Origin of the sequence: Nocardia bovistercoris, assembly GCF_015674855.1 — a bacterium.
Lineage (GTDB): Bacteria > Actinomycetota > Actinomycetes > Mycobacteriales > Mycobacteriaceae > Nocardia > Nocardia bovistercoris.
In genome coordinates this window covers 511,684-538,238 of the sequence record NZ_JADMLG010000002.1, presented here as the reverse complement: position 1 = coordinate 538,238, position 26,555 = coordinate 511,684, and the positions used below count along the sequence as shown (strand labels likewise).

At 68.8% G+C, this 26,555-nt stretch carries 24 protein-coding genes; 16 read left to right on the top strand and 8 right to left on the bottom strand.

What is annotated here, in order from left to right; genetic code table 11:
- Position 1: 1 nt before the first annotated feature.
- Positions 2–370 (bottom strand): hypothetical protein, encoded by a 369-nt coding sequence (locus IT779_RS06465; RefSeq protein WP_196148230.1) that lies wholly within the window; start codon positions 368–370, stop codon positions 2–4.
- A 97-nt stretch (positions 371–467) separates the two neighbouring features.
- On the bottom strand, positions 468–1,247 hold the full coding sequence (locus tag IT779_RS06460) for an Rv1157c family protein (protein WP_196148229.1): 780 nt from the start codon (positions 1,245–1,247) through the stop codon (positions 468–470).
- A 359-nt stretch (positions 1,248–1,606) separates the two neighbouring features.
- Here IT779_RS06460 and IT779_RS06455 point away from each other — a divergent pair, with 359 nt between their 5' ends.
- Positions 1,607–2,866 carry a mannosyltransferase gene (locus tag IT779_RS06455; protein ID WP_196148228.1) on the top strand — a complete coding sequence of 420 codons (1,260 nt, stop codon included), beginning with the start codon at positions 1,607–1,609 and terminating at the stop codon, positions 2,864–2,866.
- Here IT779_RS06455 and IT779_RS06450 read toward each other — a convergent pair.
- Positions 2,784–3,101 carry a 4a-hydroxytetrahydrobiopterin dehydratase gene (locus IT779_RS06450; protein ID WP_196148227.1) on the bottom strand — a complete coding sequence of 106 codons (318 nt, stop codon included), beginning with the start codon at positions 3,099–3,101 and terminating at the stop codon, positions 2,784–2,786. The genes IT779_RS06455 and IT779_RS06450 overlap by 83 nt on opposite strands.
- A gap of 183 nt (positions 3,102–3,284) precedes the next feature.
- On the opposite strand from IT779_RS06450, the gene typA reads away from it, so the two are divergent.
- The 7 genes from typA (at position 3,285) to IT779_RS06415 (ending at position 10,054) form a co-directional block, all read left to right on the top strand.
- The gene (typA, locus tag IT779_RS06445; RefSeq protein WP_196148226.1) at positions 3,285–5,183 is read left to right on the top strand and encodes a translational GTPase TypA; all 1,899 of its coding nucleotides are present in this window, start codon (positions 3,285–3,287) and stop codon (positions 5,181–5,183) included.
- 113 nt (positions 5,184–5,296) lie between these two features.
- Positions 5,297–7,078, top strand: a complete 1,782-nt coding sequence (locus IT779_RS06440; RefSeq protein WP_456299685.1) for an ABC transporter family substrate-binding protein — start codon at positions 5,297–5,299, stop codon at positions 7,076–7,078.
- 449 nt (positions 7,079–7,527) lie between these two features.
- Positions 7,528–8,400: an N-acetyl-1-D-myo-inositol-2-amino-2-deoxy-alpha-D-glucopyranoside deacetylase gene (gene mshB, locus IT779_RS06435; protein WP_196148224.1), complete on the top strand. Its 873-nt coding sequence runs from the start codon at positions 7,528–7,530 to the stop codon at positions 8,398–8,400.
- Between the two features lie 264 nt (positions 8,401–8,664).
- Positions 8,665–8,883, top strand: coding sequence for a hypothetical protein (locus IT779_RS06430; RefSeq protein ID WP_196148223.1), 219 nt, complete (start codon positions 8,665–8,667; stop codon positions 8,881–8,883).
- A complete protein-coding gene (locus IT779_RS06425; RefSeq protein WP_196148222.1) occupies positions 8,870–9,280 on the top strand; it encodes a type II toxin-antitoxin system VapC family toxin in 411 nt (136 codons plus the stop codon). Before IT779_RS06430 ends, IT779_RS06425 begins: the two co-directional genes overlap by 14 nt.
- A gap of 136 nt (positions 9,281–9,416) precedes the next feature.
- A complete protein-coding gene (locus IT779_RS06420) occupies positions 9,417–9,575 on the top strand; it encodes a hypothetical protein (RefSeq protein WP_196148221.1) in 159 nt (52 codons plus the stop codon).
- A complete protein-coding gene (locus tag IT779_RS06415; protein ID WP_196148220.1) occupies positions 9,572–10,054 on the top strand; it encodes a hypothetical protein in 483 nt (160 codons plus the stop codon). The genes IT779_RS06420 and IT779_RS06415 overlap by 4 nt, the downstream gene beginning before the upstream one ends.
- Before the next feature lie 18 nt (positions 10,055–10,072).
- Here IT779_RS06415 and IT779_RS06410 read toward each other — a convergent pair whose 3' ends face one another.
- From IT779_RS06410 to IT779_RS06395, 3 genes are all read right to left on the bottom strand, one after another.
- Positions 10,073–11,905, bottom strand: a complete 1,833-nt coding sequence (locus IT779_RS06410; protein WP_332838686.1) for an APC family permease — start codon at positions 11,903–11,905, stop codon at positions 10,073–10,075.
- Positions 11,906–11,975: 70 nt separating this feature from the next.
- Positions 11,976–13,634 (bottom strand): PH domain-containing protein, encoded by a 1,659-nt coding sequence (locus tag IT779_RS37505; RefSeq protein ID WP_232541531.1) that lies wholly within the window; start codon positions 13,632–13,634, stop codon positions 11,976–11,978.
- A gap of 47 nt (positions 13,635–13,681) precedes the next feature.
- Positions 13,682–14,173, bottom strand: a complete 492-nt coding sequence (locus IT779_RS06395; protein WP_196148218.1) for a PH domain-containing protein — start codon at positions 14,171–14,173, stop codon at positions 13,682–13,684.
- 241 nt (positions 14,174–14,414) lie between these two features.
- Here IT779_RS06395 and IT779_RS06390 point away from each other — a divergent pair, with 241 nt between their 5' ends.
- The 7 genes from IT779_RS06390 to IT779_RS06360 all read left to right on the top strand — a co-directional run bounded on the left by IT779_RS06390 (position 14,415) and on the right by IT779_RS06360 (position 23,887).
- A complete protein-coding gene (locus IT779_RS06390; protein WP_196148217.1) occupies positions 14,415–17,015 on the top strand; it encodes a bifunctional FO biosynthesis protein CofGH in 2,601 nt (866 codons plus the stop codon).
- A 35-nt stretch (positions 17,016–17,050) separates the two neighbouring features.
- Positions 17,051–17,668 carry a Uma2 family endonuclease gene (locus IT779_RS06385; RefSeq protein WP_196148216.1) on the top strand — a complete coding sequence of 206 codons (618 nt, stop codon included), beginning with the start codon at positions 17,051–17,053 and terminating at the stop codon, positions 17,666–17,668.
- Between the two features lie 239 nt (positions 17,669–17,907).
- Positions 17,908–18,228: a ferredoxin gene (gene fdxA / locus IT779_RS06380; RefSeq protein ID WP_196148215.1), complete on the top strand. Its 321-nt coding sequence runs from the start codon at positions 17,908–17,910 to the stop codon at positions 18,226–18,228.
- A 4-nt stretch (positions 18,229–18,232) separates the two neighbouring features.
- On the top strand, positions 18,233–19,342 hold the full coding sequence (gene dapC, locus IT779_RS06375; protein WP_332838685.1) for a succinyldiaminopimelate transaminase: 1,110 nt from the start codon (positions 18,233–18,235) through the stop codon (positions 19,340–19,342).
- A 60-nt stretch (positions 19,343–19,402) separates the two neighbouring features.
- Entirely contained in the window at positions 19,403–21,190 is a 1,788-nt protein-coding gene (locus tag IT779_RS06370; RefSeq protein WP_196148213.1) for a serine/threonine-protein kinase, read from the top strand.
- Positions 21,191–21,258: 68 nt separating this feature from the next.
- On the top strand, positions 21,259–22,893 hold the full coding sequence (gene pruA, locus IT779_RS06365) for an L-glutamate gamma-semialdehyde dehydrogenase (RefSeq protein WP_196148212.1): 1,635 nt from the start codon (positions 21,259–21,261) through the stop codon (positions 22,891–22,893).
- A gap of 34 nt (positions 22,894–22,927) precedes the next feature.
- On the top strand, positions 22,928–23,887 hold the full coding sequence (locus IT779_RS06360) for a proline dehydrogenase family protein (protein ID WP_196148211.1): 960 nt from the start codon (positions 22,928–22,930) through the stop codon (positions 23,885–23,887).
- Here the strand turns inward: IT779_RS06360 and IT779_RS06355 are convergent, their stop codons facing one another.
- The gene (locus tag IT779_RS06355) at positions 23,888–24,790 is read right to left on the bottom strand and encodes an oxygenase MpaB family protein (RefSeq protein ID WP_196148210.1); all 903 of its coding nucleotides are present in this window, start codon (positions 24,788–24,790) and stop codon (positions 23,888–23,890) included. It lies immediately after the preceding gene.
- A gap of 167 nt (positions 24,791–24,957) precedes the next feature.
- Here IT779_RS06355 and IT779_RS06350 point away from each other — a divergent pair, with 167 nt between their 5' ends.
- Positions 24,958–25,605, top strand: a complete 648-nt coding sequence (locus tag IT779_RS06350) for a TetR/AcrR family transcriptional regulator (protein WP_196148209.1) — start codon at positions 24,958–24,960, stop codon at positions 25,603–25,605.
- On the opposite strand, the gene IT779_RS06345 is transcribed toward IT779_RS06350, so the two are convergent.
- Positions 25,602–26,444 carry an oxygenase MpaB family protein gene (locus IT779_RS06345; RefSeq protein WP_196148208.1) on the bottom strand — a complete coding sequence of 281 codons (843 nt, stop codon included), beginning with the start codon at positions 26,442–26,444 and terminating at the stop codon, positions 25,602–25,604. The genes IT779_RS06350 and IT779_RS06345 overlap by 4 nt on opposite strands.
- Positions 26,445–26,555 lie beyond the last annotated feature (111 nt).

Genomic DNA, 26,555 nt, shown 5'->3' with positions numbered 1-26,555 from the left:
CTCAGGTTTGGCAGTGGCAGGACGGGTCGGCGCGCAGATCGGGTTCGTCGGGCACCACTCGCAGGTCGGGCCGGGAATCGGGCGCGTCGTGATCGCCCTGCCAGGAGAACAGCGACCAGCGCGAGAGTCCCGAGAAGGCCGAGCCGAGGCTCGCGAAGGATCCCGACGAGAACGCCGACCCGAACGAGCCGACCGATCCGATCGACAGCACCGATCCGACGCTGCCGATGGACAGCACCGAATACGCCGATCCGATCGACAGGATCGAGCCCTCGGATCGGAAGGACAGGATCGACCGGCGTGATCGTCTGCTGCGGATCACGTGGTCGCGAGTGGGGACGGGTCGTGCGGGTGCCTCGACAGTCGCCATGACTTCGGTCTACCACAGCGCGACGACACATGCCGGTGCTGCCGGAAACGTGTCGGGCTCCCTCGCGACGTGTGCGAGGGAGCCCGATGCGTGCGACTCAGACGGTGAAGAAGCCGAGAGTCGGAAGGAAGGAGCAGGTGCGCGGCGCGGAATCGGCGGCCTGCGTGGTGAGCGATCCGCCGACCACGGCGACGATGCGACCGAATCCGGTGGGCACGATGGCCGAGAGGGTGGCCGGGCCGTCGGGGTTGATCTTGGCCTCGTCGGTGAGCGGGACGACGCCGCTCTGGCGGGTGTCCAGATTCAGCCACTGCACGGTGATCGGCGGGTTCTGCACCGCGGTGGGCGCCTTGGTGCCGAGGGCGGTGAAGACGAATCCGGTCTGACCGGCGGCGGGTCCGGGCGGGGGCAGCTGGGCCGGGCCGGGGACCGCGAGCGCGGTGCCGACGGAGTCGGCGCCGTCGCCGATGCAGCCCTTGCCGATGGTCGGGTACAGGAACTGCGCGATGGCCGGGCCGTCCTGCGGTAGCTCGGGACCGCCGCCGCCGCTGCCGTCGAGGAAGGTGATGATCCGTTCCAGCGTCGACTTGATCTGCGGCGGCAGGTTCAGGGTGGCCAGCAGCGCGCGGGCCTGGGCCAGGATGGCCGACTGCGGGCCGTTCGCGATATCGGCCGGTCCCGCGATCGAACCGACGATGGCCGGGGTGAGCGCGGCGAGCGCGTCCACCGGAACACCCTCGGGAACCATGGGGACGCTGCTGGGGGCCGCGGCGGGGGCCGGCGCGGGCGCGGCGACCGCTGTCGGCGCGGCAAGCGAAGCACTCGCCGCCAGGGCGAGAGCGGATAACGCGATCCGCGTTCCTCGGGTGCGAAGCACTGGTCTAGCCGTCCTTACCTTCGGGTACATCTGGAGCGATGCAAAATACCATCGTTTCGGGGGTCACTCTAGGGACAACGCCACGGAGTTGTACAGCCGTTGTGTCCCGGCATGTGCGCGGTGAACCTTCTGTGTGATCAGAAACTAGCGTGCTGCCGTGTTACCTGTGGTGAAGGTGATGCGAATGTTATCAGTGATGAAACAGACGGTGTACACGACTGTCCGCGGCACCTGTCGATCCGGCGCCGATCACGGCTGCGGTTAATGTAGTCCCAGCCTGGCGCTCGCGCTGCCGAAACACACCGAACACATTTCGGCGGGTCGCGAAGACGACCCGCACCGACTCGAAAGTCAGGGATTTGAACCGAGACAGCGCTCGGACATCCACCCGTCCGACCGTCTTCCTACGGGTGGCAGTGCTGGCGCTGGCTCTGTCCGTCCTGGCCCGACTGCTGTGGATGCTGCTGTCGGACAACGGCATCAATCTCGTGGACCTGCGCGTCTACGTCGGCGGGTCGGCGGATCTGCTGACCGACCGGCTCTACGACTACACCTATTCGGAGAAGACCCCCGACTTCCCGCTGCCGTTCACCTATCCGCCCTTCGCCGCGGTCGTCTTCTATCCGCTGCACTTCCTGCCGTTCAACGTGGTCGCCATCGCCTGGCTGCTCGCCACGGTCGCCGCGCTGTATGCGGTGGTGTGGATAACGCTGGAGCTGCTGGTCGGCGCGGATCGGCTGCGCGAGCCGAGCATGCGTGTCGCCACGGTCGCGTGGACCGTGGTCGGGCTGTGGACCGAGCCGGTGCGAACCACGCTGGACTACGGCCAGGTCAATGTGTTCCTGGTGCTCGGGGCCATGATCGCCGTGCGCAGTTCCCGGTGGTGGCTGTCGGGTGGACTCGTCGGCATCATCGCGGGCATCAAACTGACGCCCGCGATCACCGGGCTGTACTTCGCGGCGCGGCGGCGCTGGGCGACGGTGGCGTGGTCGGCGGTGGTGTTCGGGGCGACCGTCGGGGTCAGCTACCTGGTCAACCATCACGAGGCAACGCGGTACTTCGGCACCCTGCTCGGCGACGCCGACCGGATCGGCCCGGTCGGATCGGTGTGGAATCAGTCACTGCGCGGCGCGCTCAGCCGCATCGCCGGGCACGACGTCGAATCGGGGCCGGTGTGGATCGCGGCGGTGCTGGTCGTCGCGGTGCTCGCGGTGCTGGCGTGGCGCGCGCTCGGACCCGACGACCGGATCGGCACCCTGGTCGTCGTGCAGTTGTTCGGGCTGATGGTCTCGCCCATCTCCTGGTCACACCACTGGGTCTGGCTGCTGCCGACGGTGCTGTGGCTGCGCTACGGGCCGTTGCGCACCGCCCCCTTCGCGCGCGCGTTCGCGGGCTACTGGCTGGTGACCACGCTGGTAGGCGTGCCGTGGCTGCTTTCGTTCTTCCAGCCGACCATCTGGGAGATCTCCCGCCCCGGCCCGCTGGCTTGGCTCGGGGCGGTCGACGTGGCGGGCGTCCTGCTGTTCTACGGGTGGGTCATTCGTTCGGGACGTCGGCTCCGGCGTACTTCGGAGCCAGCCGATCGATCTCCCGAGCCAGCGCCAGATCCAGTTCGGTGAGCCCGCCCGCGGAATGCGTGGACAGTGTGAAAAGGATCTTCCGCCAGCGGATATCGATATCGGGATGATGGTCGGTGGCCTCGGCGACCTCGGCCACCGCGCGGACCAGCTCGATTCCGGTGAGGAACGAGTCGGCCTCGATCGATCTGGTCAGCGCCGCGCCGGACCTGGTCCAGGCCGGGAGCGTGGCGAGTGCGTCGACGATCTCGGATTCGGTCAGCAGCGGAGTGCTCATATCCCGGTTCTACCCCGTGCCGGAAGAATTGCACGTCATTTCCCGCTAGTCACCGCCGGGGCGATGCCGTTCGCCGTGTACCGGTAGGGTGGGCAGCTGGCCGCGATGCCCGGTGAGTCTCGCTTCTCCACCTGTTTGCAGGGGTCGGCCGGCACCTATACCCAACAGCAGGAGGATTGAGGCGTGTCGTCTGCACGCGATTTTCGCAATGTCGCCATCGTGGCCCACGTAGACCACGGTAAGACGACATTGGTCGACGCCATGCTCCGCCAATCGGGCGCTTTCGCCGAGCGCGCCGAGCTGGTCGATCGGGTGATGGATTCCGGCGATCTCGAGCGCGAGAAGGGCATCACCATTCTCGCCAAGAACACCGCGGTTCATCGCCACCACGGGGATGGTTCGGTGACTGTGATCAATGTCATCGACACCCCCGGTCACGCCGATTTCGGCGGTGAGGTCGAACGCGGCCTGTCCATGGTCGACGGCGTCGTGCTGCTCGTCGACGCCTCCGAGGGGCCACTGCCGCAGACCAGGTTCGTGCTGCGCAAGGCGCTCGCCGCGTCGCTGCCGGTGATCCTGGTCGTCAACAAGACCGACCGACCCGACGCCCGCATCGAGGAAGTCGTCGAAGAGAGCCACGACCTGCTCCTCGACCTCGCCTCCGACCTGGACGACGCCGCCGCCGAAGCCGCCGAACTCGCCCTCGACCTGCCGGTGCTCTACGCCTCGGGCCGCGAGGGCAAGGCGTCCAAGGAGCGCCCCGAGAACGGCAACGCCCCCGACGCGCCCAACCTCGACGCGCTGTTCGACGTGCTCATGGAGTGCATCCCCGCGCCGAAGGGCGATCCGACCGCGCCGCTGCAAGCCCACGTCACCAACCTCGACGCCTCGGCCTTCCTCGGCCGCCTCGCGCTGGTTCGTGTGCACAACGGCGAACTGCGCAAGGGCCAGAACGTCGCCTGGATGCACGCCGACGGCGTCAAACAGGTCAAGATCACCGAACTGCTGCAGACCGTCGGCGTGGAACGCCAGCCGGGCGAGGTCGCCGTCGCCGGTGACATCGTCGCCATCGCGGGCATCGCCGACATCATGATCGGCGACACCCTCGCCGACATCGAGAACCCGGTCGCGCTGCCCCGCATCACCGTCGACGAGCCCGCGATCTCGGTCACCATCGGCACCAACACCTCGCCGCTGGTCGGTCGGGTGCAGGGCCACAAACTCACCGCGCGCATGGTGAAATCACGCCTCGACCAGGAACTGGTCGGCAACGTCTCGCTGCGGGTGGTCGACATCGGCCGTCCCGACGCTTGGGAGGTGCAGGGCCGAGGCGAACTCGCGCTGGCCATCCTGGTCGAGCAGATGCGCCGCGAAGGCTTCGAACTCACCGTCGGCAAGCCGCAGGTGGTGACCAAGCAGGTCGACGGCAAGGTGCACGAGCCGTTCGAGGAACTGACCATCGACTGCCCCGAGGAATACCTCGGTGCCATCACCCAGTTGCTCGCGGCCCGCAAGGGCAAGATGGTGCAGATGAACAACCACGCCGCCGGCTGGGTGCGGATGGAGTTCATCGTGCCGTCGCGCGGGCTCATCGGGTTCCGCACCGACTTCCTCACCGAGACCAGGGGCACCGGCATCGCCAACGCCGTCGCGCACGGTTACGCGCCGTGGGCGGGAGAGATCCGGGCCAGGCACACCGGGTCGCTGGTGTCCGACCGTGCCGGTTCGGTGACGCCGTTCGCCATGATCCAGCTCTCCGATCGCGGCCAGTTCTTCGTCGAGCCCGGCGCCGACACCTACGAAGGCCACGTGGTCGGGCTCAACCCGCGCGCCGAGGATCTCGACATCAACGTCACACGGGAGAAGAAGCTGACCAATATGCGCAGCTCGACCGCCGACGTCATGGAGACACTCGCCAAGCCGCTGCAACTCGACCTGGAGGGCGCGATGGAGTTCTGCGCCGCCGACGAATGCGTCGAGGTCACACCCGAGGTGGTCAGAGTTCGCAAGGTGATTCTCGGCGCCACCGAGCGCGGCCGGGAACTGTCCCGGCGGAAGGCTCGGGACCGGGCCGCGTTGTAGTGCGAGGCAGTGCAGCCGGCGGCGGCGGGGCACGCGGCCGTCGGGTTCGGGCGACGATTCGTGACCTGCTTCCGCATGGCCCGCGTCGGCCGGGCCCGTATAGAGTGCGCAGCGTGAGCTCGGGGGCAAGACGACGCGCGACGAGGCGCGTACGACCGGCGATATTGGCCGCGGTCGCGGTGGTGGCCGCGGTCCTCGCAGGCTGTGCCGCCAACCCGCCGCCGCCCATCGAGAGCACCGACAGTCCGAAGACCACCCAGGCCAAACCGGGTAAGCACACGGTCGTGGTCGGGATCGACGACATCGGCATCGGATTCAATCCGCATCTGCGCGCCGACCAGTCGCCCGCCACGGCGGCGGTCAGTTCGATGGTGCTGCCGAGCCCGTTCCGGCCGGTGCCGAATCCGGCGGTGCCCGGCGCCACCGACTGGGTGCACGACACCGCGCTGGTCGTGTCGGCCGAGGTGACCTCGCAGGAGCCGTTCACCATCACCTACACGCTGCGCAACCAGGCGAACTGGTCCGACGGCGCGCCGATCGCCGCCGAGGACTTCCGATTCCTGTGGCAGCAGATGATCACCCAGCCCGGCACGGTCGACGCCGCGGGCTACCGGATGATCACCGACGTGAACTCCGCCGACGGCGGCAAACTCGTGCGGGTGGTCATGAACGCGCCGTATCCGGCGTGGCGGTCGCTGTTCGCGAATCTGCTGCCATCGCACCTCATCAAGGATTCGCCCAGCGGATTCCAGGAGGGCTGGGGGTCGCAGATCCGCGTGTCGGGCGGACAGTTCGCGATCAAGAACGTGGATCGCGGCCGCGACGAGATCCAATTGGAGCGCAACGACCGGTACTGGGGCACGCCGGCCGCGCCCGACCAGATCCTGTTGCGGCGCGGTGGAACTCCCGCCCAACTCGCGGATTCGCTGCGCACCGGCGACGCGCAGATGGCCTTGACGCACGGCGGTATCGCCACCCAGGCGCAACTCGCCGCGATTCCGTCGGTGCGCACCGCGATCATGCCGCAGGCGCGGGAACTGCAATTCGTGCTCAACGGGCGCGGTGGTGATCTAGCCGACGTGCGGATTCGCAAAGGCGTGCTCGCGCTGCTCGATCCCGCGCTGCTCGCCACGGTCGGCGCGCAGACAGGCGGCTGGGTGGAACCGGTGCGCGCGCAGATCCTCACCCCCTCCGATCCCGGTTACGCCCCGACACAGCCGCCGCGTCCGTCCGCCGACGAGGCGTTCGCGCTGCTCGCCGAGGCCGGTTATCGGCGCGCGGCCGAGCAGCCGCCGGTCGCCTCGCCGACCTCGCCCGCCCAGCAGCCGCGCCTGATCGCGAAGAACGGGAAGGCGCTGGTGATCAGGATCGGCGCGGTGACCGGCGACGCGACGGCGCTCGCGGTGGCCAATACCGCGGTCGACCAGTTGCGCAGCGCGGGCATCGACGCGAGTGTGCGCAATCTCGCACGTGACGAGCTCTACGGCACCGAGTTGGTCGGTGGTGGCGTGGACGCCGTCGTCGGATGGGAGGTCGCGGGCGCGGACCCGGCGACCGTACTCGCCTCGCGTTTCGGTTGCCCGCCGGTGGCATCGGGTAACGGTGAGGAAGGTTCGTCCAGCGCGGTCGAGATCGCGCGCCGCGCGCCGAGCAACCTGTCGGGGGTGTGCGATCCCGGATTGCAGCCGTCGATCGAGGCAGCGATCCGCGGGCTCGATGTGGGCCGGGTGCTCGCCGACGCCGAACCGGTGCTGTGGGGGTTGTCCACGGTGCTGCCGATCGTGCAGGACAACGTGGTCGCCGCCGCAGGCCCGAGGGTGGACGGAGCGTCCTTGAGCGGTGCGATCCAGGTCAGCATCTTCGGTGACGCGGCTATGTGGCAGCGGCTTCCTTAGCGGTGTTCGTAGCCGAGGTCATGCGGCTTTGTGGCGGCGGGCGTCCCTAGCGGTGTTCGTGGCTTGGGGCGTTGCGGCGTTTGTGGCGGCGGGCGTCCCCAACGGTGTTCGTGGTGGGGGCGCGGCTTTGTGGCAGCGGCTTCCCTGGCGTCGTGTTCTCGGGTGTCGCGGCTTTGTGGCGGCGGGTTTCCGCAGCGGTGTTCGTGGCTTGGGGCGTTGCGGTCTTCGTGCCAACGGGCGTCCCTAGCGGGGTGTCGTGGTTCGTGGCGTCGGCTTCACTGGCCCCGTGCTCTCGGCGGGGTGACGCGGCTTTGTGGCAGCCGCTCCGCTGGCTGTGTTTCGGGGTGGATCGCCAGTGCGTGAGGGTGCGGTAGGGTGCCGGGCGTGGAGCTGTGCGCGCTGAGTTCGGGGCGGTCGCTGGTCGGAGTGGTTCGGGTGGCGGTGATCCGGTGACCGGGGGGATTCTGCTGGTCCACGCTCATCCTGACGACGAGTCGATCACCACGGGTGGCACGATCGCGCTGTACCGACGACGCGGCATTCAGGTGACCGTGGTCACCTGCACGCTCGGTGAGGAGGGCGAGGTCATCGGCGCCGAATGGGCTGGGCTGACCTCGGATCGGGCCGACCAACTCGGCGGCTATCGCGTGCTCGAGCTCACCGGGGCGCTGGCGGCGCTGGACGCGGACCTGCCGCTGTTCCTCGGTGGCGCCGGGCGCTGGCGGGACTCGGGGATGGCCGGTACTCCGGCCGCGCGGCACCCGCGCGCCTTCATCCACTCCGGAGCGGAAGCGGTCGCTGCGCTCACCGCGATCCTGCTCGAGAAACGGCCCGACGTGGTCATCGGGTACGACCCGAAGGGCGGTTACGGACATCCCGATCACATTCGCGCGCACGAGGTCACGACCGCGGCGGTGGCCGAAGCGGCCGAACAGGGCTGGGATACGCCCAAGCTCTACTGGACCGTCACCGACGCCGACATGCTGCGCCTGCACACCGAGGCGCTCGCGCGGCGCACCGTCGACGGGCTGCCCGGCGCGCTACCGAAAGGCTGGCGACTACCCGCGGCGAACGAACTCGCGAGCGTCCCGAGTCATTCGGTGACCACGACGATCGAAGTCTCCGACGTGCTGTCCGCCAAACGCGCGGCACTGCGCGCCCACGCCACCCAGGTCACCGTGGCGCCGTCCGGACGGGAGTTCGCGCTCTCGAACAATGTGGTGCAACCGGTGCTGCCCGAGGAACACTACGTGCTCGTGCGCGGTCGGCGCGGACCTTCCGGTTCGGATGGGCGCGAACACGATCTTCTGGCGGGCCTGTAGCGACTCGTCTCGCCGCTATCGGACGACGGTGTCCGTTCGCCGGTGTGTGGTGTCGGTGGCGACAATATGTCGGGTCTTCAGTTGGTGTGGGTTCGCTGGATCGCTTGCGGGGTGAATGGAGTTGTTCGCATTCTGTAGCGGTCCCTTTTCGAAGGCGAGCGTTCAGGCGGTCCCGTTCCGGGCGCGATTCGCACCTGCTGTGCGAGAAGGTCGGGGTTCGATTGGTTGACGCCTTCGTTTCCCGGCTGCCGTAGACTCTCCGCTATGACCGCGGCGTACGACTACAGCGAGCTCCACAAGCTCGTCGACCGCCTGCGTCCGGAGCAGGCTGACGAGTTGCGCGAGCACGCGCTTCGCCTCATCCGGGGTGGTGGTGGGCGTTTTCGCGTGCTCCGGCCGTTAGATGGCCCAGCCACTGATTTGGGTGCACGCGCGCGTGAGCTGATGCGGGCCGAAATCGGCGAGGGCGATGCTGATAGTTGATACGGGGCCGTTGGTTGCCTATTTGAACGCCAACGATCCCGATCATGTTCGTTGCGCGACACTCTTCGAGCAACGTGATGATCAATTGCTCGTCACGCCGTACGTGGTAACCGAAGCTTGCTACTTGGTCGCCAAGTATGTCGGCCCCGAAGCCGAAGCCATTCTGGTGGAGTCGATACTGGAGGGCGACCTGGTGCAGGTGGATATCAGGGACACGGATCTGAGTCGGATCGTCGAACTCATGCGCCAATACCGGGGATTCCCACTCGGGCTTGCTGATTCATCGGTGGTTGCGGTGGCCGAGCGGCTCGACGCTCACGAGGTCGTCACACTCGACCGACGGCACTTCCACGCGATCGTGCCCAAGCACGTGAATGCGTTCACGCTGCTGCCTTGATCCTTCGCCCGACAAACCTTCGCTCGACTTGAAGTTCGCCTGTGTGGGGTGGCGGTGCTTCGAGGACGTCTGCTCTCGGTCGCGCGGTGTGTGCCGACCGGAACCGTGGTGGGCGGGTCCCGAATAGACTCCGGGTATGTACAACTGGCATCTCCAGGATGCGATCGTGGCGTTCGTGGACAGTTTGAAACCGAGTTGGCCTGCTCAGCACGAGCTGTACATGTCGACGCTGTACGCCTTCGTCGACTTGCAGAGTCACCTGCTCACGCTCCTCGGCTATCCGCCCGTGCCGTGACGGCCACCGTCGGCAAACGCGCCGCGAACTCCGATGTCGTGCCGGAACGCCCCGGTGGTGTCGCCGGTGTCGCGGTGATGGGCCTGCTCGTGTTGAGCGGACTGTTCACCCTGGCCTTCGAGGTCCTGTATCTGCCCGTCTACCTCGGGCGTGGCACTGTGGCGCCCGCACCCGCCGAGGTGCTGGCCGCGCCGCTGGCCGCGAGCCCGTCCGACGGCGCCGTGCCGTTCCCGGTGACCGTACTGGTGGCCGGTGTCGTTAACGTCCTGCTGGTCGCGGGCATGCGCATCTTCACCGACCGCCCCGGCATCGCCTTGCTGCCTGTCCTGGCCTGGACCCTCGGCTTCCTTGCCTGCTCGGTCAGCGGCCCCGGCGGCGACATCATGCTGCTGAGCGACTGGCCGACCCTGCTGCTCCTGATCTTCGGCCTCGCCCCACCCTTGCTCTACACCTACACCCGCACCCTGTCCGCATCCTGAGGATTCCCGGACGATCGCTCAGTCCACGCGGATCGCGAGGGTGGCGACGACCGCTTCGGTTCTCGCGCGCAGGGCGGCGGTGAGGACCGGGCCGCGCGGGTTGTGCAGTGGTCGGTGCCACCAGCGGCGGGGTTCGACGTGGGCGAGCAGGACGGTCACCGCGTAACCTTCGGCGGTCTGTTTGCGGACGTAGCCGACGAGGGTGGCGATCAGGCTGCGGTGCGGGCAGGGGAGCACGACCAGCGGGATGCCAGGGTCCCAGTCCTTCCAGCGGGCGCTGAGGCGTTTGATCGAGGCGGGGTCGATGGCGGCGGCGACCGCGACGATATCCCCGTGCATGCGCAGCGCGGCCGTGAGCGCGCGGTAGGTGACCTCGCTCATGGCGACCACGGGGACCACGACCAGCTCGCGGCCGACCGGCGTCGCCTCGGGCCGCGGCGGCGTGTGACCAAGGCGCAGTTCCGAGGCGATCCGGCCGTAGTAGTCCTCGACGTGCGCGAACATCAGGATCAGCGCGGGCACGATGATGACGAGCAGCCACGCGCCTTCGGTGAACTTCTCGATCAGCAGGACCAGCGCCGCGACGGCGGTGAGCGCCGCGCCGAAACCGTTGAGCGCGGCGCGGGCCACCCAGCGCGGGCCGCGATCGCGCCACCAGTGCCGGACCAGCCCCGTCTGGCAGAGCGTGAATCCGATGAACACCCCGACCGCGTAGACGGGCAGCAGCCGGTGGGTTTCGGCGTCGACCGCGATGAGCACCAACGCGGCGACCACGGCGAGCGCGGTCACGCCGTAGCGGAACACCGGTCGTTCGGAGCGCAGCGCGAACAGCGACGGCACGCGGCGATCCTTCGCCAGCAGTGACAGCAGTACGGGGAGCCCGCCGAAACTGGTGTTCGCGGCCAGCACGAGCACTGCGGTGACCGCCAGATTGGTGAGGTAGAACAGCCAGCCGGTGCCGAAGGCGGCGGCGCTGAGCTGGGCGAGGATGGTGACGTCGGCGCGCGGCAGCACCCCGTGCGCGCGGATGAGCCAGGACAGTCCGAGCAGCAGGGCGCCGAGCAGCAGGCCGAGCGCGACTTCGGTGTGCTGTGCGCGTCGAGCGCGCGGTTCGCGGAAGGCGGGCACCGCGTTGGCGATGGCCTCCACACCGGTCAGCGCCGAACATCCGGCGGCGAACGCCTTGAGCACAAGGATGATTCCGATGGCGACGACCGGGTCGAACGGTGTGTGCTCGCCGCCGATCACGGCGACCGGACGCGGGCGGGTCAGGCCGACGACGATGACGGCGACGACGAGCCCGACGAACAGCGCCGCAGGCCCCATCAGCACTTTCGCCGATTCCGCGACCCCGATCAGGTTGACCGCCGTCAGCACCGCGAGTCCGACGAGGGTCAGCGGCAGCAGGTCGCCCGCGAGCGCGGGGAAGGCGCTGGCCAGGCTCGCCGCGCCCGCCGAGAGGCTGACCGCGACCGTCAGGACGTAGTCGACGACGAGACTGGCCGCCGCGAGCAGCGCCGCACCGCGCCCGAGCTGCCGTTTCGCCACCGCGTACGCGCCGCCGCCGTCCGGGTGCACGGCGATCACCTGCCGGTAGGACAGCACCAGTACCAGCAGCAGCGCGGTGATCGCGGCCGCGATCGGCAGCGTCAGCGAAATCGCCGAAGCCCCGGCCGTGACCAGGACCAGCACGATCGCCTCCGGTCCGTAGGCCACGCTCGACAGCGCGTCCAGTGACAGCGCGGCGAGCCCGCCCACGGCGGTCAATCTGAATTTGTCCCCGCGCGTCAGTCGCCGGACCCGGCGATCGACGATCGGCAGCACCTTCGACGGCTCCGGGGTATCGCCCACGCCGACCATTCAACGTCGCGACACCCGGCAGGCCCGTCCGCCACACCGGTCCTCGCGAAACGAGCCGAGTTCAGGCCTCGTGCGTGCCGGTCAGGCCGGGAGTGACGGCCTCTATGAGGGCGTAGGCGTCCGCGAGGGGCAGGTCTGTCACCAGGTACCGCTTCTTGCCCGCGGCGGTGGCGGCGACCACGCTCGCGATCCCCGCGCGGCGTTGCCAGAACGACTGACTCACCGTCCAGCCGATGATCCCGCGACCCTCGAGGCAGTCGCGGTCCCGGTCCAGCGAGCCCGAGCGGGTGATGAGCCACGCCGGTGTGGTGGCCGTACCTGGGATGACGGCGTGCCCGAGTCCCCGGTACCGATCCTCGGCGAGCGGTAGCGCGAGCAGGGCGGCGACAGCGGATACGAGCAACCACCACGGCGAGATCGGCACGTCGAACGCGAGGAGCGCGAGCAGGACGCAGGCGGCGATCCCCGGCATGGTGAGCGCGCGCGTATAGCGGCGGCGGCGCGCGGCCGGGCCGTGCGGAATCAGCGTGACCGCACCCTGCACGCTGATCGGCGACTTCTCGGCGACCGCCGCTTCCGGGGCCGCGGACGCGGTGCTCGGTCCGCGCTCACCGGCGGTGTCGTCGTCGGTGGCATCGGTCGACGGCGGGAGGAGCGAGGGGTCGTCGGGCGCGGTGCTCGGTGCGCCGACCTGCGCGGCCGACCACGACGCGGTGCCCGCATCGCGAATCGGGCTGTCGGCGAACGGCATCGCCGCGCGGGAGGCGAGTAGTTCGGTGAGGGTGCGTTCCACGGCGGCTCGGGGCGCCTGGGGCAACAGTTTCTGGCGGGCGTTCTCGCCGACCATCACGGCTTCGAGTTCGGCGGCGCCCGCCAAGCGCAGCAGCAGCGGTTCGTTGACGGTCGCGCCGCGGAAGCGGGCGAGGTCGAGGGTGAGTTGGCGGGTGGTGAACAGGCCGTAGCGCAGGTGCAGGGTGCGGCCGTTGTCCAGGACGCGCAGGCCGTAGTAGGTGGCGAGGTAGCGGGTGCATGCGGCGAGGCTGACCAGTGCGACGATGGTGGCGAGCAGCCCGACGGCGGTTACCGCGATGAGGGCCGCGGTGCCTTCCTCGAGGGTGTGCGCGGCGTCGGAGTTGAAGACCACCTCGCCGAGTCCGTATTGCAGGGCCAGGCCCGCGATGGGCGCGATCACCGCGAAACCGGTCAGCGACAGCGGCGCGTACCGGACCCAGCTCGCCCGCCAGTGCCCGATCTCGCGTTCCGGCGGCGTTGCGGCCGGGGCGGTGAACTTCGGTGTGTCAACGGCTTTCGGTGTTTCCGACAGATGAGCGAGCAGTTCGGCGCGCAGTTCGGGGACCAGCAGCAGATCGAGTGAGTCGAGTTTGAACTTCTCCCCGGAGTCGGCCTGCTGACCGGTGCCGATCACAACCACCGCGAGCCCGAGCACCCGGTGCAGCAGATCGGATTCGACGTCGACGGAACGGATTCGGGATCGCGGCACCGACAGTTTCCGGCGTTGGAGCAGGCCGGTCCGCAATTCGACGTGGGTCGGCCCGATCCGGTAGGTGGTGGTGAACCAGCGGGTGAGCGCGAAAGCGACGATCAGCGCCAGCGGGAGCAGGCCCCACACGTGGTTGCCGAAACTGTTGCCGAGGATGAGCATGCCGACCAGCACCGGGATGAACTTGATCACCTCGGTCACCGGATGCACCAACAACATTCGCCGGTCCAGCCGCTGCCACAGGTCCTCGGCGGGCGCGGTGGCGCTCACGTCGCGTCCCCGCGGTGCAGTGCGGCGATCTCGGTCAGCCGGGTCACGGTCTGTTCGGCGACCGCGAGGTCGAGTCCTTCGATGCGCACCGCGCCCGCCGATGACGCCGTGGTGACGGTGACGGTCGCGAGTCGCAGCCAGCGTTCCAGCGGCCCGCGTTCGGTGTCGACGGTCTGTACGCGCGACAGCGGCGCCACCCGCCCCGCCTGCGACAGCCACCCGACCCGCGTGTACACCGCGTCGTCGGTGACCTCCCAGCGGTGCACGGCGTAACGCCACAACGGCACCGCGACGGTGTTGAACAGGCCGAGGGCCACGAGCACCGCGAGGGTGATCGGCTGCCACCGGCCCGAGGTGACGATCGTGAGGACCAGCGCGACCGCGATCGGGATCATCCAGAACAGACCCGCCCGCATGGCCCAGAGAAGTTTCGCCCTCGGGCTCGGCCGCCACGCCGGATCGGCCAGGATGGTGCGCGGTTGCGACATGCCTGTCATCGTGGCACGAACCGGACCGCGCCCACGATTGTGACGGAGCACACGCTCGCGCGACACCGTCGGTAGGGAAGTCTCGCGGCGGCGGAATAACCCCGTGCCGCCGCGAAGTTGTGCGCAGAGGCCGCGCCTTCGCGCGCGGCCGTCCTACGGTGCGCGTCGTCGTGGCCGCCGCCGGATCGCTCGTGCGGCCGTGCGGGTGTACTGGAGGGAGACAGCAGAGGATGGGTAGCGCATGATCGAGAGCGTGACCGAGCTAGCGACACCGACTGTTCCTCCGGCACCGCCAACGCCGTCGGCCATGCGCCGTGCCTTGCGTCGCGCGCGCGACGGTGTCACGTTGAACGCCGACGAGGCCGCCGTGCTGCTGCACGCGCGCGGCGCGGACCTGCTCGACCTGTGCCGCAGCGCCGCCAGGGTGCGCGACGCCGGACTCGAGTCCGCGGGCCGCCCGAGGACCATCAGCTATTCCCGCAATGTCTTCATCCCGTTGACCAGGCTGTGCCGGGACAAATGTCACTACTGCACGTTCGTCACCGTGCCTGGCAAGCTGCGCGCCGAGGGCAAGGGCATGTTCCTCGAACCCGACGAGGTGCTCGAGATCGCGCGCGCGGGCGCGGCCCTCGGCTGCAAGGAAGCGCTGTTCACGCTGGGTGACCGGCCCGAGGACCGCTGGCCGGAGGCGGCGCGCTGGCTCGACGAGCGCGGCTACGACTCCACCCTCGACTACCTGCGCGCGGTCTCGATCCTCGTGCTCGAGGAGACGGGCCTGCTCCCGCACCTGAATCCGGGCGTCATGAGCTGGGAGGAGATCTCGCGGCTCAAGCCGGTCGCGCAGTCGATGGGCATGATGCTCGAGACCACGTCGTCGCGGCTGTTCACCGAGAAGGGCGAATGCCATTTCGGCAGCCCCGACAAGGATCCGGCGGTGCGGCTGCGCGCCATCACCGACGCCGGTCGGCTCTCGGTGCCCTACACCACCGGAATCCTGGTCGGCATCGGTGAGACCGTCGCCGAGCGCGCCGATTCCATCATGGCGATTCGCAAGCAGCACAAGGCGTTCGGACACATCCAGGAAGTCATCATCCAGAATTTCCGGGCCAAGGACGACACCGCCATGCGCGATGTCCCCGACGCCGGACTCGAGGAATTCCGCGCGACCATCGCGGTGACAAGGCTGCTGCTCGGCCCCGACGTGCCGGTGCAGGCGCCGCCGAATCTGGTGTCCGAACAGGAGTGCCGCGCGCTGATCGACGCCGGTATCGACGACTGGGGCGGTGTCTCGCCGGTGACCCCCGATCACGTGAATCCCGAACGGCCGTGGCCGAATCTGGACACCTTGCGCACGATCACCGAAGCCGCGGGCTACGAACTGGTCGAGCGGACCTCGGCGCATCCGAAGTATGTGCGCGCAGGCAGTCCGTGGATCGACCCGAGGATCGGCGCGCACGTCGCGGCGCTCACCGATCCGGCGACCGGGCTGGCGGATCCCGACGCGATCCCGGTCGGCCTGCCCTGGCAGGAGCCCGACGAGTCGTGGGAGTCGGCGGGACGCGTCGACCTGAACACCGACATCGACATCACCGGACGCAATACCGAGAGCCGCAGCGATTCGGGTCTCGGGCAGGAAGTGGTCGGCGCGTTCGGCGACTGGGACACCATTCGCGAGCAGGCCCGCGACCTGGTCAGCGCGGCACCCGAACGGCTGGACGCCGACGTGCTCGCCGCGCTGCGCTCGGCGGAGAAGGATCCGGCCGGGCTGTCCGACGCGGAGTACCTGGCGTTGGCCACCGCCGACGGCACCGATCTGGAGGCCGTGGTCGCGCTGGCCGACCGGTTGCGGCGCGAGGTGTCCGGCGACGAGGTCACCTACGTGGTGAACCGCAATATCAACTTCACCAACATCTGCTACACCGGCTGCCGGTTCTGCGCGTTCGCCCAGCGCAAGGGCGACGCCGACGCGTTCACCCTCAGCACCGAGGAGGTCGCGGACCGGGCGTGGGAGGCGCACGTCGACGGGGCGACCGAGGTCTGTATGCAGGGCGGCATCGACCCGGATCTGCCGGTCACCGGTTACGCCGACCTGGTGCGCGCGGTGAAGCGGCGGGTGCCGTCGATGCACGTGCACGCGTTCAGCCCGATGGAGATCGTGAACGGCGCCTCGCGCGGCGGGCAGAGCGTCCGCGACTGGCTGGTCGCGTTGAAGGAGGCCGGTCTCGACACCATTCCCGGCACCGCCGCCGAGATCCTCGACGACGAGGTGCGCTGGGTGCTCACCAAGGGCAAGTTGCCCGCATCGGCGTGGATCGAGGTCATCACCACCGCGCACCAGGTGGGCCTGCGGTCGAGTTCGACCATGATGTACGGGCATGTGGACAGTCCGAAACACTGGGTCGGCCACCTGCGGGTGATCCGCGGAATCCAGGACCGGACAGGCGGTTTCACCGAATTCGTGCTGCTGCCCTTCGTGCACCAGAGCGCCCCGCTCTACCTGGCGGGCGCGGCGCGCCCCGGCCCGACCATCCGCGACAACCGCGCCGCCCACGCCCTGTCCCGCATCATGCTGCACGGCCGCATCGGCAACATCCAGACCAGCTGGGTCAAACTCGGCACCGCGGGCACCCGAACCATGCTCCAGGGCGGCGCCAACGACCTCGGCGGCACCCTGATGGAGGAGACCATCTCCCGCATGGCGGGCTCCCAGCACGGCTCCGCCAAGACCGTAGCCGACCTCCACGACATCGCCGAAGGCATCGGCCGCCCGGTCCGCGAACGCACCACCGTCTACGGCCGAGTCGACCGCACCAACCACCCCATCCCCCTCGCCGCGGGCTGACCGACCGCCTGCCCGCCCGCGGCTACGATCTGGTCGTGACCGTCAGCTGGCAGGCGCCGCAACCAACGCCGATCGATTGGGCGACCTTCCTCGAGATCGAGCCGGATATCCGGCGCGATCTCGAGATCGTCGACGGGTTCGTTGTGCCGAGGGAGCAGCGCGGTCGCGACCATCAGAAGGTCGGCACCAGGCTGTCGTTGGCGTTGGAGCGGGTCGCGGTGGCCGAAATGCGCGGCAGCGGCGGCGGGTCCTGCTACGAGACCAACACCGAGGTCGACGTGTTGCTCTGGGAGGTGCCGCCGACCGCACGCAAACCCGACGCGGTACTGCACCGGTGTCTGCCCGACACCGAGCAGTTGACGGCCGAGCACTGCGTGATCGTCGTCGAGGTGCTGTCCACGTGGTCCGAGCGCAGGGACCGGGTGCACAAGATGAGCGATTACGCGGACGCGGGCATCCCGCACTATTGGCTGGTGAGTTTCGACAAGGTCGGCGCGCTCACCATCGAGCGGTACGCGCTCTCGGACCGGCGGGGGCCGTACACCCACGTCGGCACCACCCATCGCGACATGGGATCGGTGGCGGTGACGGTCACCGATCCGTTCCCGCTCGAACTGCTGTGGTCGGAGCTGGAGATCGCGCCGCCGGTTTGAGTCGTGGGTGCGAGGGCAGTGCGGTGGGGGTGCGCGAGCACCGGGGAGGGCGGATCGCGTGGGGCGGCACTAGGATCGGGGGTGGTCGCGGCGAAGTCGGCGGACCGGTCCGGCGCTGGATCTACCGGGGGCGGAGCTGGGAAAGTTAGGGCAGGCTGACCGGTAGTGGCGCGGGGTGCCGGGATAGGGTTTCGCAGGCGGACCATTCCCGCAGGTGAGGACAGACTAGGAGAGCGGCAGTGCCGTACATCATCGCTGAACCGTGCGTTGACGTGAAGGACAAGGCATGCATCGAGGAATGCCCCGTGGACTGCATCTACGAGGGTGGCCGCATGCTCTACATCCATCCCGACGAGTGCGTTGACTGTGGTGCATGTGAGCCCGTGTGCCCGGTGGAGGCCATCTTCTACGAAGACGACACCCCGGATCAGTGGGGCGGTTACGTGAACGCCAATGTCGACTTCTTCGACGAACTCGGCTCGCCCGGCGGCGCCACCAAGGTCGGCAAGGTGGATTACGACCCACCGTTCATCAAAGAACTCCCCCCGATGGGTGAGTGAGCGCGTGACAGCACGCGCGCGGGTCAGCAGCCTGCTACCCGATTTCCCGTGGGACACCATCGCGGGAGCCAAAGCCGCGGCCGCGGCGCATCCGGGTGGGATCGTCGACCTGTCCGTCGGCACACCCGTCGACCCGGTGGATCCGCTGATTCGCACGGCGTTGAGCGCGGTCGCGGAAGTGCCCGGCTATCCGACCACGCACGGCACCGTCGAACTGCGCACCGCCGCCGTCGACGCGTTGAAGCGCCGCTACGGCATCACCGGCGTCGATCCGGCCGCGGTGCTGCCCGTGATCGGCACCAAGGAGTTGATCGCGGGCCTGCCGAGGCTGCTCGGTCTCGGCGCCGCCGACCTCGTGGTCATTCCCGAGGTCGCCTACCCGACCTACGAGGTGGGCGCGCTGCTCGCGGGTACGGAATTGCTGCGCGCCGACGGGCTCACCCGGCTCGGCCCGCGCGATCCCGCGCTGATCTACGTGAACTCGCCGTCCAATCCGACGGGCAAGGTGCTCGGCGTCGAACACCTTCGCAAGGTGGTGGCCTTCGCCCGCGAACGCGGCGCGATCGTCGCCTCCGACGAGTGCTATCTCGGCTTGAGCTGGGAGGGCCGCGCGCTGTCGCTGCTCGACCCCGAGGTGTGTGACGGCGACCATACCGGCTTGCTCGCCGTGCATTCGCTGTCGAAGACCTCCAATCTGGCCAGTTACCGCGCCGGCTTCGTCGCGGGCGATCCCGAACTGGTCGCCGAACTGCTCGAGGTGCGCAAACATTCGGGCATGATCGTGCCGTTCCCGGTGCAGTCGGCGATGACGGCCGCGCTCGGCGACGACGCCCACGAGGCGCGGCAGCGCGAACGGTATCGGGCGCGCCGGGAGATCCTGCGCGGCGCGCTGATCGCGGCGGGTTTCCGCATCGACCACTCCGAGGCGGGCCTGTACCTGTGGTCGACGCGCGGCGAGAACTGCCGCGTCACCCTCGACTGGTTCGCCGAACGCGGAATCCTGGTGGCGCCCGGCGATTTCTACGGCCCGACCGGTACCGAACACGTGCGGATCGCGTTGACCGCCACCGACGAGCGGATCGCCGCCGCGGCCGAACGGCTCACCACACCCTGACCCGTCGCAGGCCGTGAATGGCAGACTGTGCGACGAGTGTTCGGCGGGAAGGGTTTTCTGATGCGAGGGGCGGGGCTCGTGGTCGGCGAGGTGTTCGCGGGCTACCGGATCGAGGGCGTACTCGGCAGCGGCGGCATGGGCACGGTGTATCTCGCCGCGCATCCTCGGTTGCCGCGCCGGGTCGCGTTGAAGCTGCTCGCGAAGGACCTGTACGCCGACGAGGAGGTGCGGCGCAGGTTCGAACGCGAGGCCGATGTCGCGGCGCGCCTTGACCATCCGCATATCGTCTCGGTGCTCGACTGCGGCGCCGAGCACGGTCAGCTGTGGATCTCCATGCAGTACGTCGATGGCATCGACGCGTCCTCGTTCGCCGGTGTCACGCTCGATCCGGCGCGTGCGCTCGGCATAGTCACCCAGACCGCCGACGCCCTCGATCACGCGCACGAACGCGGGGTGCTGCACCGGGATGTGAAGCCTGCCAACATCCTCATCACCGCGGGCCGCGAGGGCGACCGAGTCCTGTTGGGCGACTTCGGCATCGCGCGCCTGCGCGACGACCGGCACCAGTTGACCAGAACCGGCGAGTTCCTCGCGACCCTGGCCTACGCGTCCCCGGAACAACTTTCGGGCGAACCGGTCGACCACCGCGCCGACCAGTACGCACTCGGCTGCACCCTGTTCACCCTGCTCACCGGCTCCGCACCGTTCACCGCGACCAATCCAGGCGCGGTGGTGGCCGCCCACCTCACCAACCCGGTGCCCAACGTCACCGCACGGGTGCCGTACCTGCCGCCCGCGATCGACGCGGTGATCGCCCGAGCCATGGGCAAGCAGCCTGAGCAGCGGTTCGAGAGCTGCCTCGAATTCGCGGCTGCCGCGAAGGCGGCCCTGAGCGACAGCACAGGCTTCGGTGCGCACACCGGGCTCGGGGGCACAGTGGGGCTCGATACAGCCAGGGAGCGCAGCGGGAACGGTCGCGTCGGGCCTGGCGGACTTCCGGAGCCGACGGGAAGCGTGGGACTCGGGATTACCGGGCCTGCCGGAAGTACTCGCCTCGGCGCAGATGCGGAGGTCGGCGAGAATGTCGCGCACGGCTGGAATTCGCCGGCTTCCAGCTCCGCATCGGCCCCCGCGCGTGCACCACACACCACCGCTCCTGCCGGTGTCGCACCGCCGCCGCCCACCAGGGTGGAATCGGCATACACGCCGCCATCGCACGCGATGCCGCGCTTTCCCGCACCGCCGCCCGCCCGACCCGTCGGGGCGCCGCACGTCGCCCGTTCGCGGCAGGTCTCCTCGGGGTGGCGGACCTTCTCGGTGCTGTTGCTTGTGCTGGCCGTGCTCGCGGTCGGTCTTGTCGGGGTAGCCGGTGTCTACTGGAAGTTCGTCCGCAAACCGCCGCCGAGGTCAGCGCCGCCGTGGGGCGCGCAGCACTCGATAGCGGTGCGTTTTCCGCAGATCATCCCGTCCGATCCGGCAGGCGCCGGGTGGCGCGGCGCGCGCTGCTCGGCCGCGGGCACGGTGGTCGCGCAGGCGGGTGACCCGATTCCGCTGAAGCAGATCATCTGCACCGATCCCGACGGTGTGACCGTGTGGTTCACCGAGTACAGCCATTTCAACGAAGTCGAGGCGTATCTCGACGCTCATGCTTCGCGGGTCGGGGAACGCGACTTCTCCAAGACCGGCGACCTGCTGCTCTACCGGCCGACGGCTGCCGACGCACCGTTCACCCTGGCCACCCATGCCTGGATCGCACCGGGTCTGAGCGAGGTCCTGGTCGAGGTCTCCTGGCCCGGCCACACCTTCGAACAGACGCGCGACGAGTGGTGGCGGCAGGCCCCGTTCTGACACGCGGTCGCCATCGACACGCTGCCTCATCGCCGAGACGCGGGCGGTGCGCGGAGCTAGCCTGGGGTATGGACGCTGTCACGGTTGTCCCCACCCCGGCGAACGAGCCGGTGCACACGTATGCGCCCGGCAGCCGGGAGCGCGAACTGCTGCTCGCCGAGCTCGACCGCATCTCCGCCGAATCCGTCGATGTCCCGCTGGTCATCGGCGGGAAGCATCGGCCTGGGATCGGTGAGCGGCACGATATCGTCGCTCCGCACCGGCACAGCCATGTTCTGGGGACCTACACCGATACCACTCATTCCGAAGCGCGCGGCGCGATCGAGGCGGCTCAGGCGGCCGCTCCCGGTTGGCGCGCGCTGCCCTTCGACGAACGCGCCGCGATCCTGTTGCGCGCCGCCGACCTGCTGGCCGGTCCGTGGCGGGAGACGCTGGCCGCCGCGACCATGCTCGGGCAGTCCAAGTCGGCGATTCAGGCCGAGGTCGACGCGCCGTGCGAGCTGGTCGATTTCTGGCGGTTCAATGTGGCCTTCGCCCGTGACATCCTGGCGCAGCAGCCGCAGTCGAGTCCTGGCGTGTGGAATCGCATGGACTATCGCCCACTGGAGGGTTTCGTCTACGCGATCACGCCGTTCAACTTCACCGCGATCGCGGGCAATCTGCCGACCGCGCCCGCCCTGATGGGCAATACGGTGGTGTGGAAACCGTCGCCGACCCAGACTCTCGCGGCGTTCTACACCGTGCGGTTGCTGGAGGCGGCGGGTCTGCCGCCCGGTGTGATCAATATGGTGACCGGTGACGGCGTCGCGGTTTCCGAGGTGGCGCTCGCCGACCCGCGGCTGGCGGGCATCCACTTCACCGGCTCCACCGCCACCTTCCAGTACCTGTGGCAGCAGGTCGGCGCGAATATCGGCCGCTACCACGGCTATCCGAGGCTGGTGGGGGAGACCGGCGGCAAGGATTTCATCGTCGCACACCCGTCCGCCGATCCCGACGCTTTGCGCACCGCGCTGATCCGCGGCGCCTACGAGTATCAGGGGCAGAAGTGTTCGGCGGCTTCGCGCGCCTATGTCGCGCGCTCGGTCTGGCGGGTCATCGGTGACGAATTCCTGGACACGACAGCGCATCTGGCATACGGCGATATCGCGGACCTGTCGAATTTCGGCGGCGCGCTCATCGACCGGCGCGCCTACGACAAGAACGTGGCCGCCATCGAACGCGCACGCGACGCGGGCATCACCATTCCGGTGGGCGGCGCCTACGACGATGCCGAAGGCTGGTTCGTGCGACCGACCGTGCTGCTCGTCGACGATCCGCGCGACCAGTCGTTCACCACCGAGTATTTCGGCCCGATCCTGTCGATCCACGTCTACGACGACGCCGAACCCGGTTCCTACGCCGCGATGCTGGCCGAGGTGGAGTCGGCCGCGCCGTACGGGCTCACCGGCGCCGTTTTCGCCCAGGATCGCCACGCCGTCGAACAGGCAAGTGCCGCACTGCGTTTCGCGGCGGGCAACTTCTACGTCAACGACAAGCCGACCGGCGCGGTGGTCGGTCAGCAGCCTTTCGGCGGCGCGCGCGCCTCCGGCACCGACGACAAGGCGGGCTCGCCGCTGAACCTGCTGCGCTGGGTGGCGCCGCGCACCATCAAGGAGACCTTCGTGCCGCCGGTCGACCACCGATACCCCCACATGGACACGTGAGCGAGGCGGACGTGCGCGCATCGAAGCAGGTCAGATGGTGAATCCGCTGCGGCCGGTGATACTCGCCGCCGCCGGGTCGCCGCGCATGAAGCGGGTGCTCACCGGGACGCCGGTCACGGCCGATATCGTGCGCCGGTTCGTGGCGGGGGAGGACCGGTCGCAGCTGTCGCCGGTGGCCGAGGAACTGCTCGGTTCCGGTCGCATGATCAGCGTCGACTTCCTCGGTGAGAACACCACCGACCGGGCGCATGCGGATGCCACGGTGGCCGAATATCTCTCGCTGATAAAGGATCTGGCCGCGTTGCCGCGTCCCGGGCTCGCCGGGACCGAGGCCGCGCCGGTGGAGGTGTCGGTGAAGTTGTCGGCGCTCGGGCAGGCGCTGCCCGTTGCGGGTCCTGCGGTCGCCACCGAGAATCTGCGCGCGCTGTGTGTCGCGGCGGCTGCGGCCGGGGTGTGGGTGACCGTCGACGCGGAGGATCACACCACCACCGACGCCACCTTGGCGACGGTGCGCGCGCTGCGCCCGGAATTCCCGTGGCTCGGCACGGTGCTGCAGGCGTATCTGCGACGCACCGAGGCCGACTGCGCCGAGTTCGCCGGTCCCGGGTCTCGGGTGCGGCTGTGCAAGGGCGCCTACCGGGAGCCGCAGCGGGTCGCGTTCCAGCACGCGCGCGAGGTCACCGACTCGTATCTGCGTTGCCTGGAGACGTTGATGCGCGGACAGGGCTATCCGATGGTGGCCTCCCACGATCCGGTGGCGATCGTGGCGGCCGAGGCCATGGCCGTCGAATCCGGCCGCGCCGCTCACGCTTTCGAATATCAGATGCTGTTCGGCGTGCGTGACGCCGAACAGCGGCGCCTGACCGACGCCGGGTACGGGATGCGGGTCTACATCCCCTACGGCGAGGAGTGGTACGGCTATCTGACCCGCAGGTTGGCCGAGCGGCCGGCCAACCTGACGTTCTTCCTGCGCGCGCTGGTCAATCGCGGGTGATCAGACCAGCGGCTTGCCGAGCAGGTGACGCGCGCGCATATCCCACAGGAAGGCGTTGAAGGGAAAGAGTCTGGCGTGCTTGGGAAGTAGCCGGTACATCGCGCCGGTCGCCCGCAGCATCACGTTCATGACCTGGTCGTTCCACGGTGTCCAGTCCAGCCTCATCTGCTCGCGCAGCGGGCGCGGCAGCAGGCCGGTCACGAAGAAGCGCTGTACCGGGGCGAAGATCCGCAGCGGCTTGGCGACCATCTTCAGGTCGATGAGGTCGTAGAAGAACTCCCTGGTGCGGTCATCGATGTATTTTGTGGCGAGCTCGGCGTTCCAGTACTCCGCGAAGGCGGCGCGGTCGGCGGGCCACATGTCGCGTCGCATCTGCAAGGTGGTGCCGAGGCGGTGGGAGTACTGGTAGAAGACATCCTGGGTGGCCTCGTCCATCGGCCCGTTCAGCCGTTCCTCGAGGTCGATGATGCCCCAGTAGAGGCAGGCGGCCACCCACAGTTGCAGGCGCGGGTCGAAGGCGTTGTATTCGACCGGGCTGTCGGCGGTGGAGCGCACCTGCCGGTGCGAGCCGTTGACGGCGTCGGTGTAGACCTTCTTGTCCCGTTCGGTGCCCATCATCGCGACGGAGAGGTAGGTGAGGGTCGTGCGCAGCCGCTTCCACGGGTGTTCGGTGATGCGGCCGGATTCGACGGGGCTCTCCATCACGCCGTAGGCGACCGGGCGCAGGCTCAGCTGCATGATGACGTTGGCGGTGCCGCCGAGGAAGGCGGCGACTCCGGTCCAGAATTCGTCCACGGCGAAGTCGTCGACGGTTCCGTAGCGGCAGGTTCCGAGCGCCGTTTTCGATGTTGCCGCGCTGGGTGACGCATCCTCGGGCGTCGTCGCGCGAAGTGGCACTGTCATCGGACCTCGTCTTTCGTGCGTCGGTGATGACGAAATTTGAGAAGGTTTACAACAAACACTCTCATCGTGTCGTCGGGTCGTCAAGCGGGCGGATCCCGGCGGACAGTGAAGCTATGCGATGCTTACTGCATCATCGTTTCGCTGCTCGAGTGGACGGGGTCGGAGATATGTCCAGGCTGACGAAGCTGCTGCCGCTGGTACGCAGCGCGAACACCGCCGATCGGCACCAGTCGCGCGTCCTCGACGCCGCGCTGCTCGCCTTTCTCGACTTCGGCATCAAACGCACCAGCATGGTCGAGGTCGCGCGCCGCTGCGGGCTGTCGCTGGCCACCCTCTACCGCCGTTTCGCGAGCAAATCCGATCTCATCCAGGCCGTCGCGCTGCGCCAGACCCGCGATTTCATCGACGAGGTCGACGCCGTACTGCAACGCCAGGTCGATCGCGACGCCACCGCCCAGGATCAGATCGTCGAACTGTTCGCCGCCTTCATCAACGGCTTGCGCGGCAACGAACTCGTGCACCGGCTGCTCGCCACCGAACCCGAACTGGTGCTGCCGTTCCTCACCACCCGCGGCGCGCCCATCATCGAACTGGGCCGCGACTACCTGGCCGAATTCGTGACCCGACTGCAGCGCGAAGGCAAACTACCCGCCTACGATCCCGAACCGCTCGCCGAAATGATCGCCCGCACCGCCGTCTCCCTCGCCCTCACGCCGCAGACCGTCATCCCGCTCGGCGACGACGACGCGATCCGGCGCTTCGCCCGCGACCACATCGTCGTCTCCTTCCGCGTGATCCAGCCGGGGATGATCTAGACCATGCGCAGGCCGAGTCGTCGTCGTAGGCGCATGTCCCAGAGCAGGGCGTAGGAAGGCAGGCTTCGCAGCTGCTTCGGCAGGCGCGCTTCGACGCTGCCGACGGTGGTGAGCAGTCGGGCCAGCATGCGGTCGTCGCGCTCGCTCCAGCTCATGCCCATCTGGGCGCGCAACGGCTCGGGCAGCATACCCGCGGTGATCCAGCGGTGGAACGGGGCGAGGCTCGCCCGCACCGGCCACGGGAACATCTTCAGGTCGACGATGTCGTCGAGCATCGCCCGCACCGGCGGGTCGATTCTGACCTCGGCGATGTGCTCGGTCCAGTAGCGGTCGAAGGCGGCGCGGTCGGCGGGCCACATGGACGGGGGCATCTGGAGGGTGCTGCCGAGGCGTTCGGCGTAGCGGTAGAAGGCGTCGGCGGTGGCGGGGTCCGTCGGTCCGTGCATGCGTTCGTGCAGGTCGCGCGCGCCCCAGTAGAGGCAGGCCGCCACCCACAGTTGCAGTTTCGGATCGAAGGCGTTGTATTTCACCGGACTCGACGGTCCCGAGCGCACCGACCGGTGCGCGGTGTCGACGGCCGCGCGATACGCCGCGCGGTCCGCGTCGTTTCCGAGCATGGCGACGGCGAGGTAGGTGAGGGTGGTTCGGGTCCGCTTGATCGGATGCAGCATCAGATTGCCGCTCTCCACCGGACTCTCCACGACCCCGTGCCCCACCGGCGGCGCGCTGAGCTGCATGATGATGTTCGCGGCGGCGCCGAAGAAGGGCGCCGACCCGTCCATGTGCGCTCCGGCGTCGAACTGCTCGGCGGCCGCGGTTGTACGCGCTGGGCTGGTCATCATCGATCCCCGTTTCTCGTCTCTGAGAAGGATATGCACTAACCGTCTCACTGTCTCTATGAGGTGTCAACCGGCGTTCCCGCCGCGGACCCGGCACTCGTGCGGCGATCT

Coding starts and splice junctions, on each gene's coding strand:
- IT779_RS06345 (WP_196148208.1), bottom strand. CDS start 26,444: ATGACCAGCCCAGCGCGTACAACCGCGGCCGCCGAGCAGTTCGACGCC.
- pruA (WP_196148212.1), top strand. CDS start 21,259: ATGGACGCTGTCACGGTTGTCCCCACCCCGGCGAACGAGCCGGTGCAC.
- IT779_RS06350 (WP_196148209.1), top strand. CDS start 24,958: ATGTCCAGGCTGACGAAGCTGCTGCCGCTGGTACGCAGCGCGAACACC.
- IT779_RS06425 (WP_196148222.1), top strand. CDS start 8,870: ATGCTGATAGTTGATACGGGGCCGTTGGTTGCCTATTTGAACGCCAAC.
- IT779_RS06450 (WP_196148227.1), bottom strand. CDS start 3,101: ATGAGCACTCCGCTGCTGACCGAATCCGAGATCGTCGACGCACTCGCC.
- IT779_RS37505 (WP_232541531.1), bottom strand. CDS start 13,634: ATGTTGTTGGTGCATCCGGTGACCGAGGTGATCAAGTTCATCCCGGTG.
- IT779_RS06390 (WP_196148217.1), top strand. CDS start 14,415: ATGATCGAGAGCGTGACCGAGCTAGCGACACCGACTGTTCCTCCGGCA.
- IT779_RS06355 (WP_196148210.1), bottom strand. CDS start 24,790: ATGACAGTGCCACTTCGCGCGACGACGCCCGAGGATGCGTCACCCAGC.
- IT779_RS06465 (WP_196148230.1), bottom strand. CDS start 370: ATGGCGACTGTCGAGGCACCCGCACGACCCGTCCCCACTCGCGACCAC.
- IT779_RS06420 (WP_196148221.1), top strand. CDS start 9,417: ATGTACAACTGGCATCTCCAGGATGCGATCGTGGCGTTCGTGGACAGT.
- IT779_RS06360 (WP_196148211.1), top strand. CDS start 22,928: ATGGTGAATCCGCTGCGGCCGGTGATACTCGCCGCCGCCGGGTCGCCG.
- IT779_RS06395 (WP_196148218.1), bottom strand. CDS start 14,173: ATGTCGCAACCGCGCACCATCCTGGCCGATCCGGCGTGGCGGCCGAGC.
- IT779_RS06430 (WP_196148223.1), top strand. CDS start 8,665: ATGACCGCGGCGTACGACTACAGCGAGCTCCACAAGCTCGTCGACCGC.
- IT779_RS06370 (WP_196148213.1), top strand. CDS start 19,403: ATGCGAGGGGCGGGGCTCGTGGTCGGCGAGGTGTTCGCGGGCTACCGG.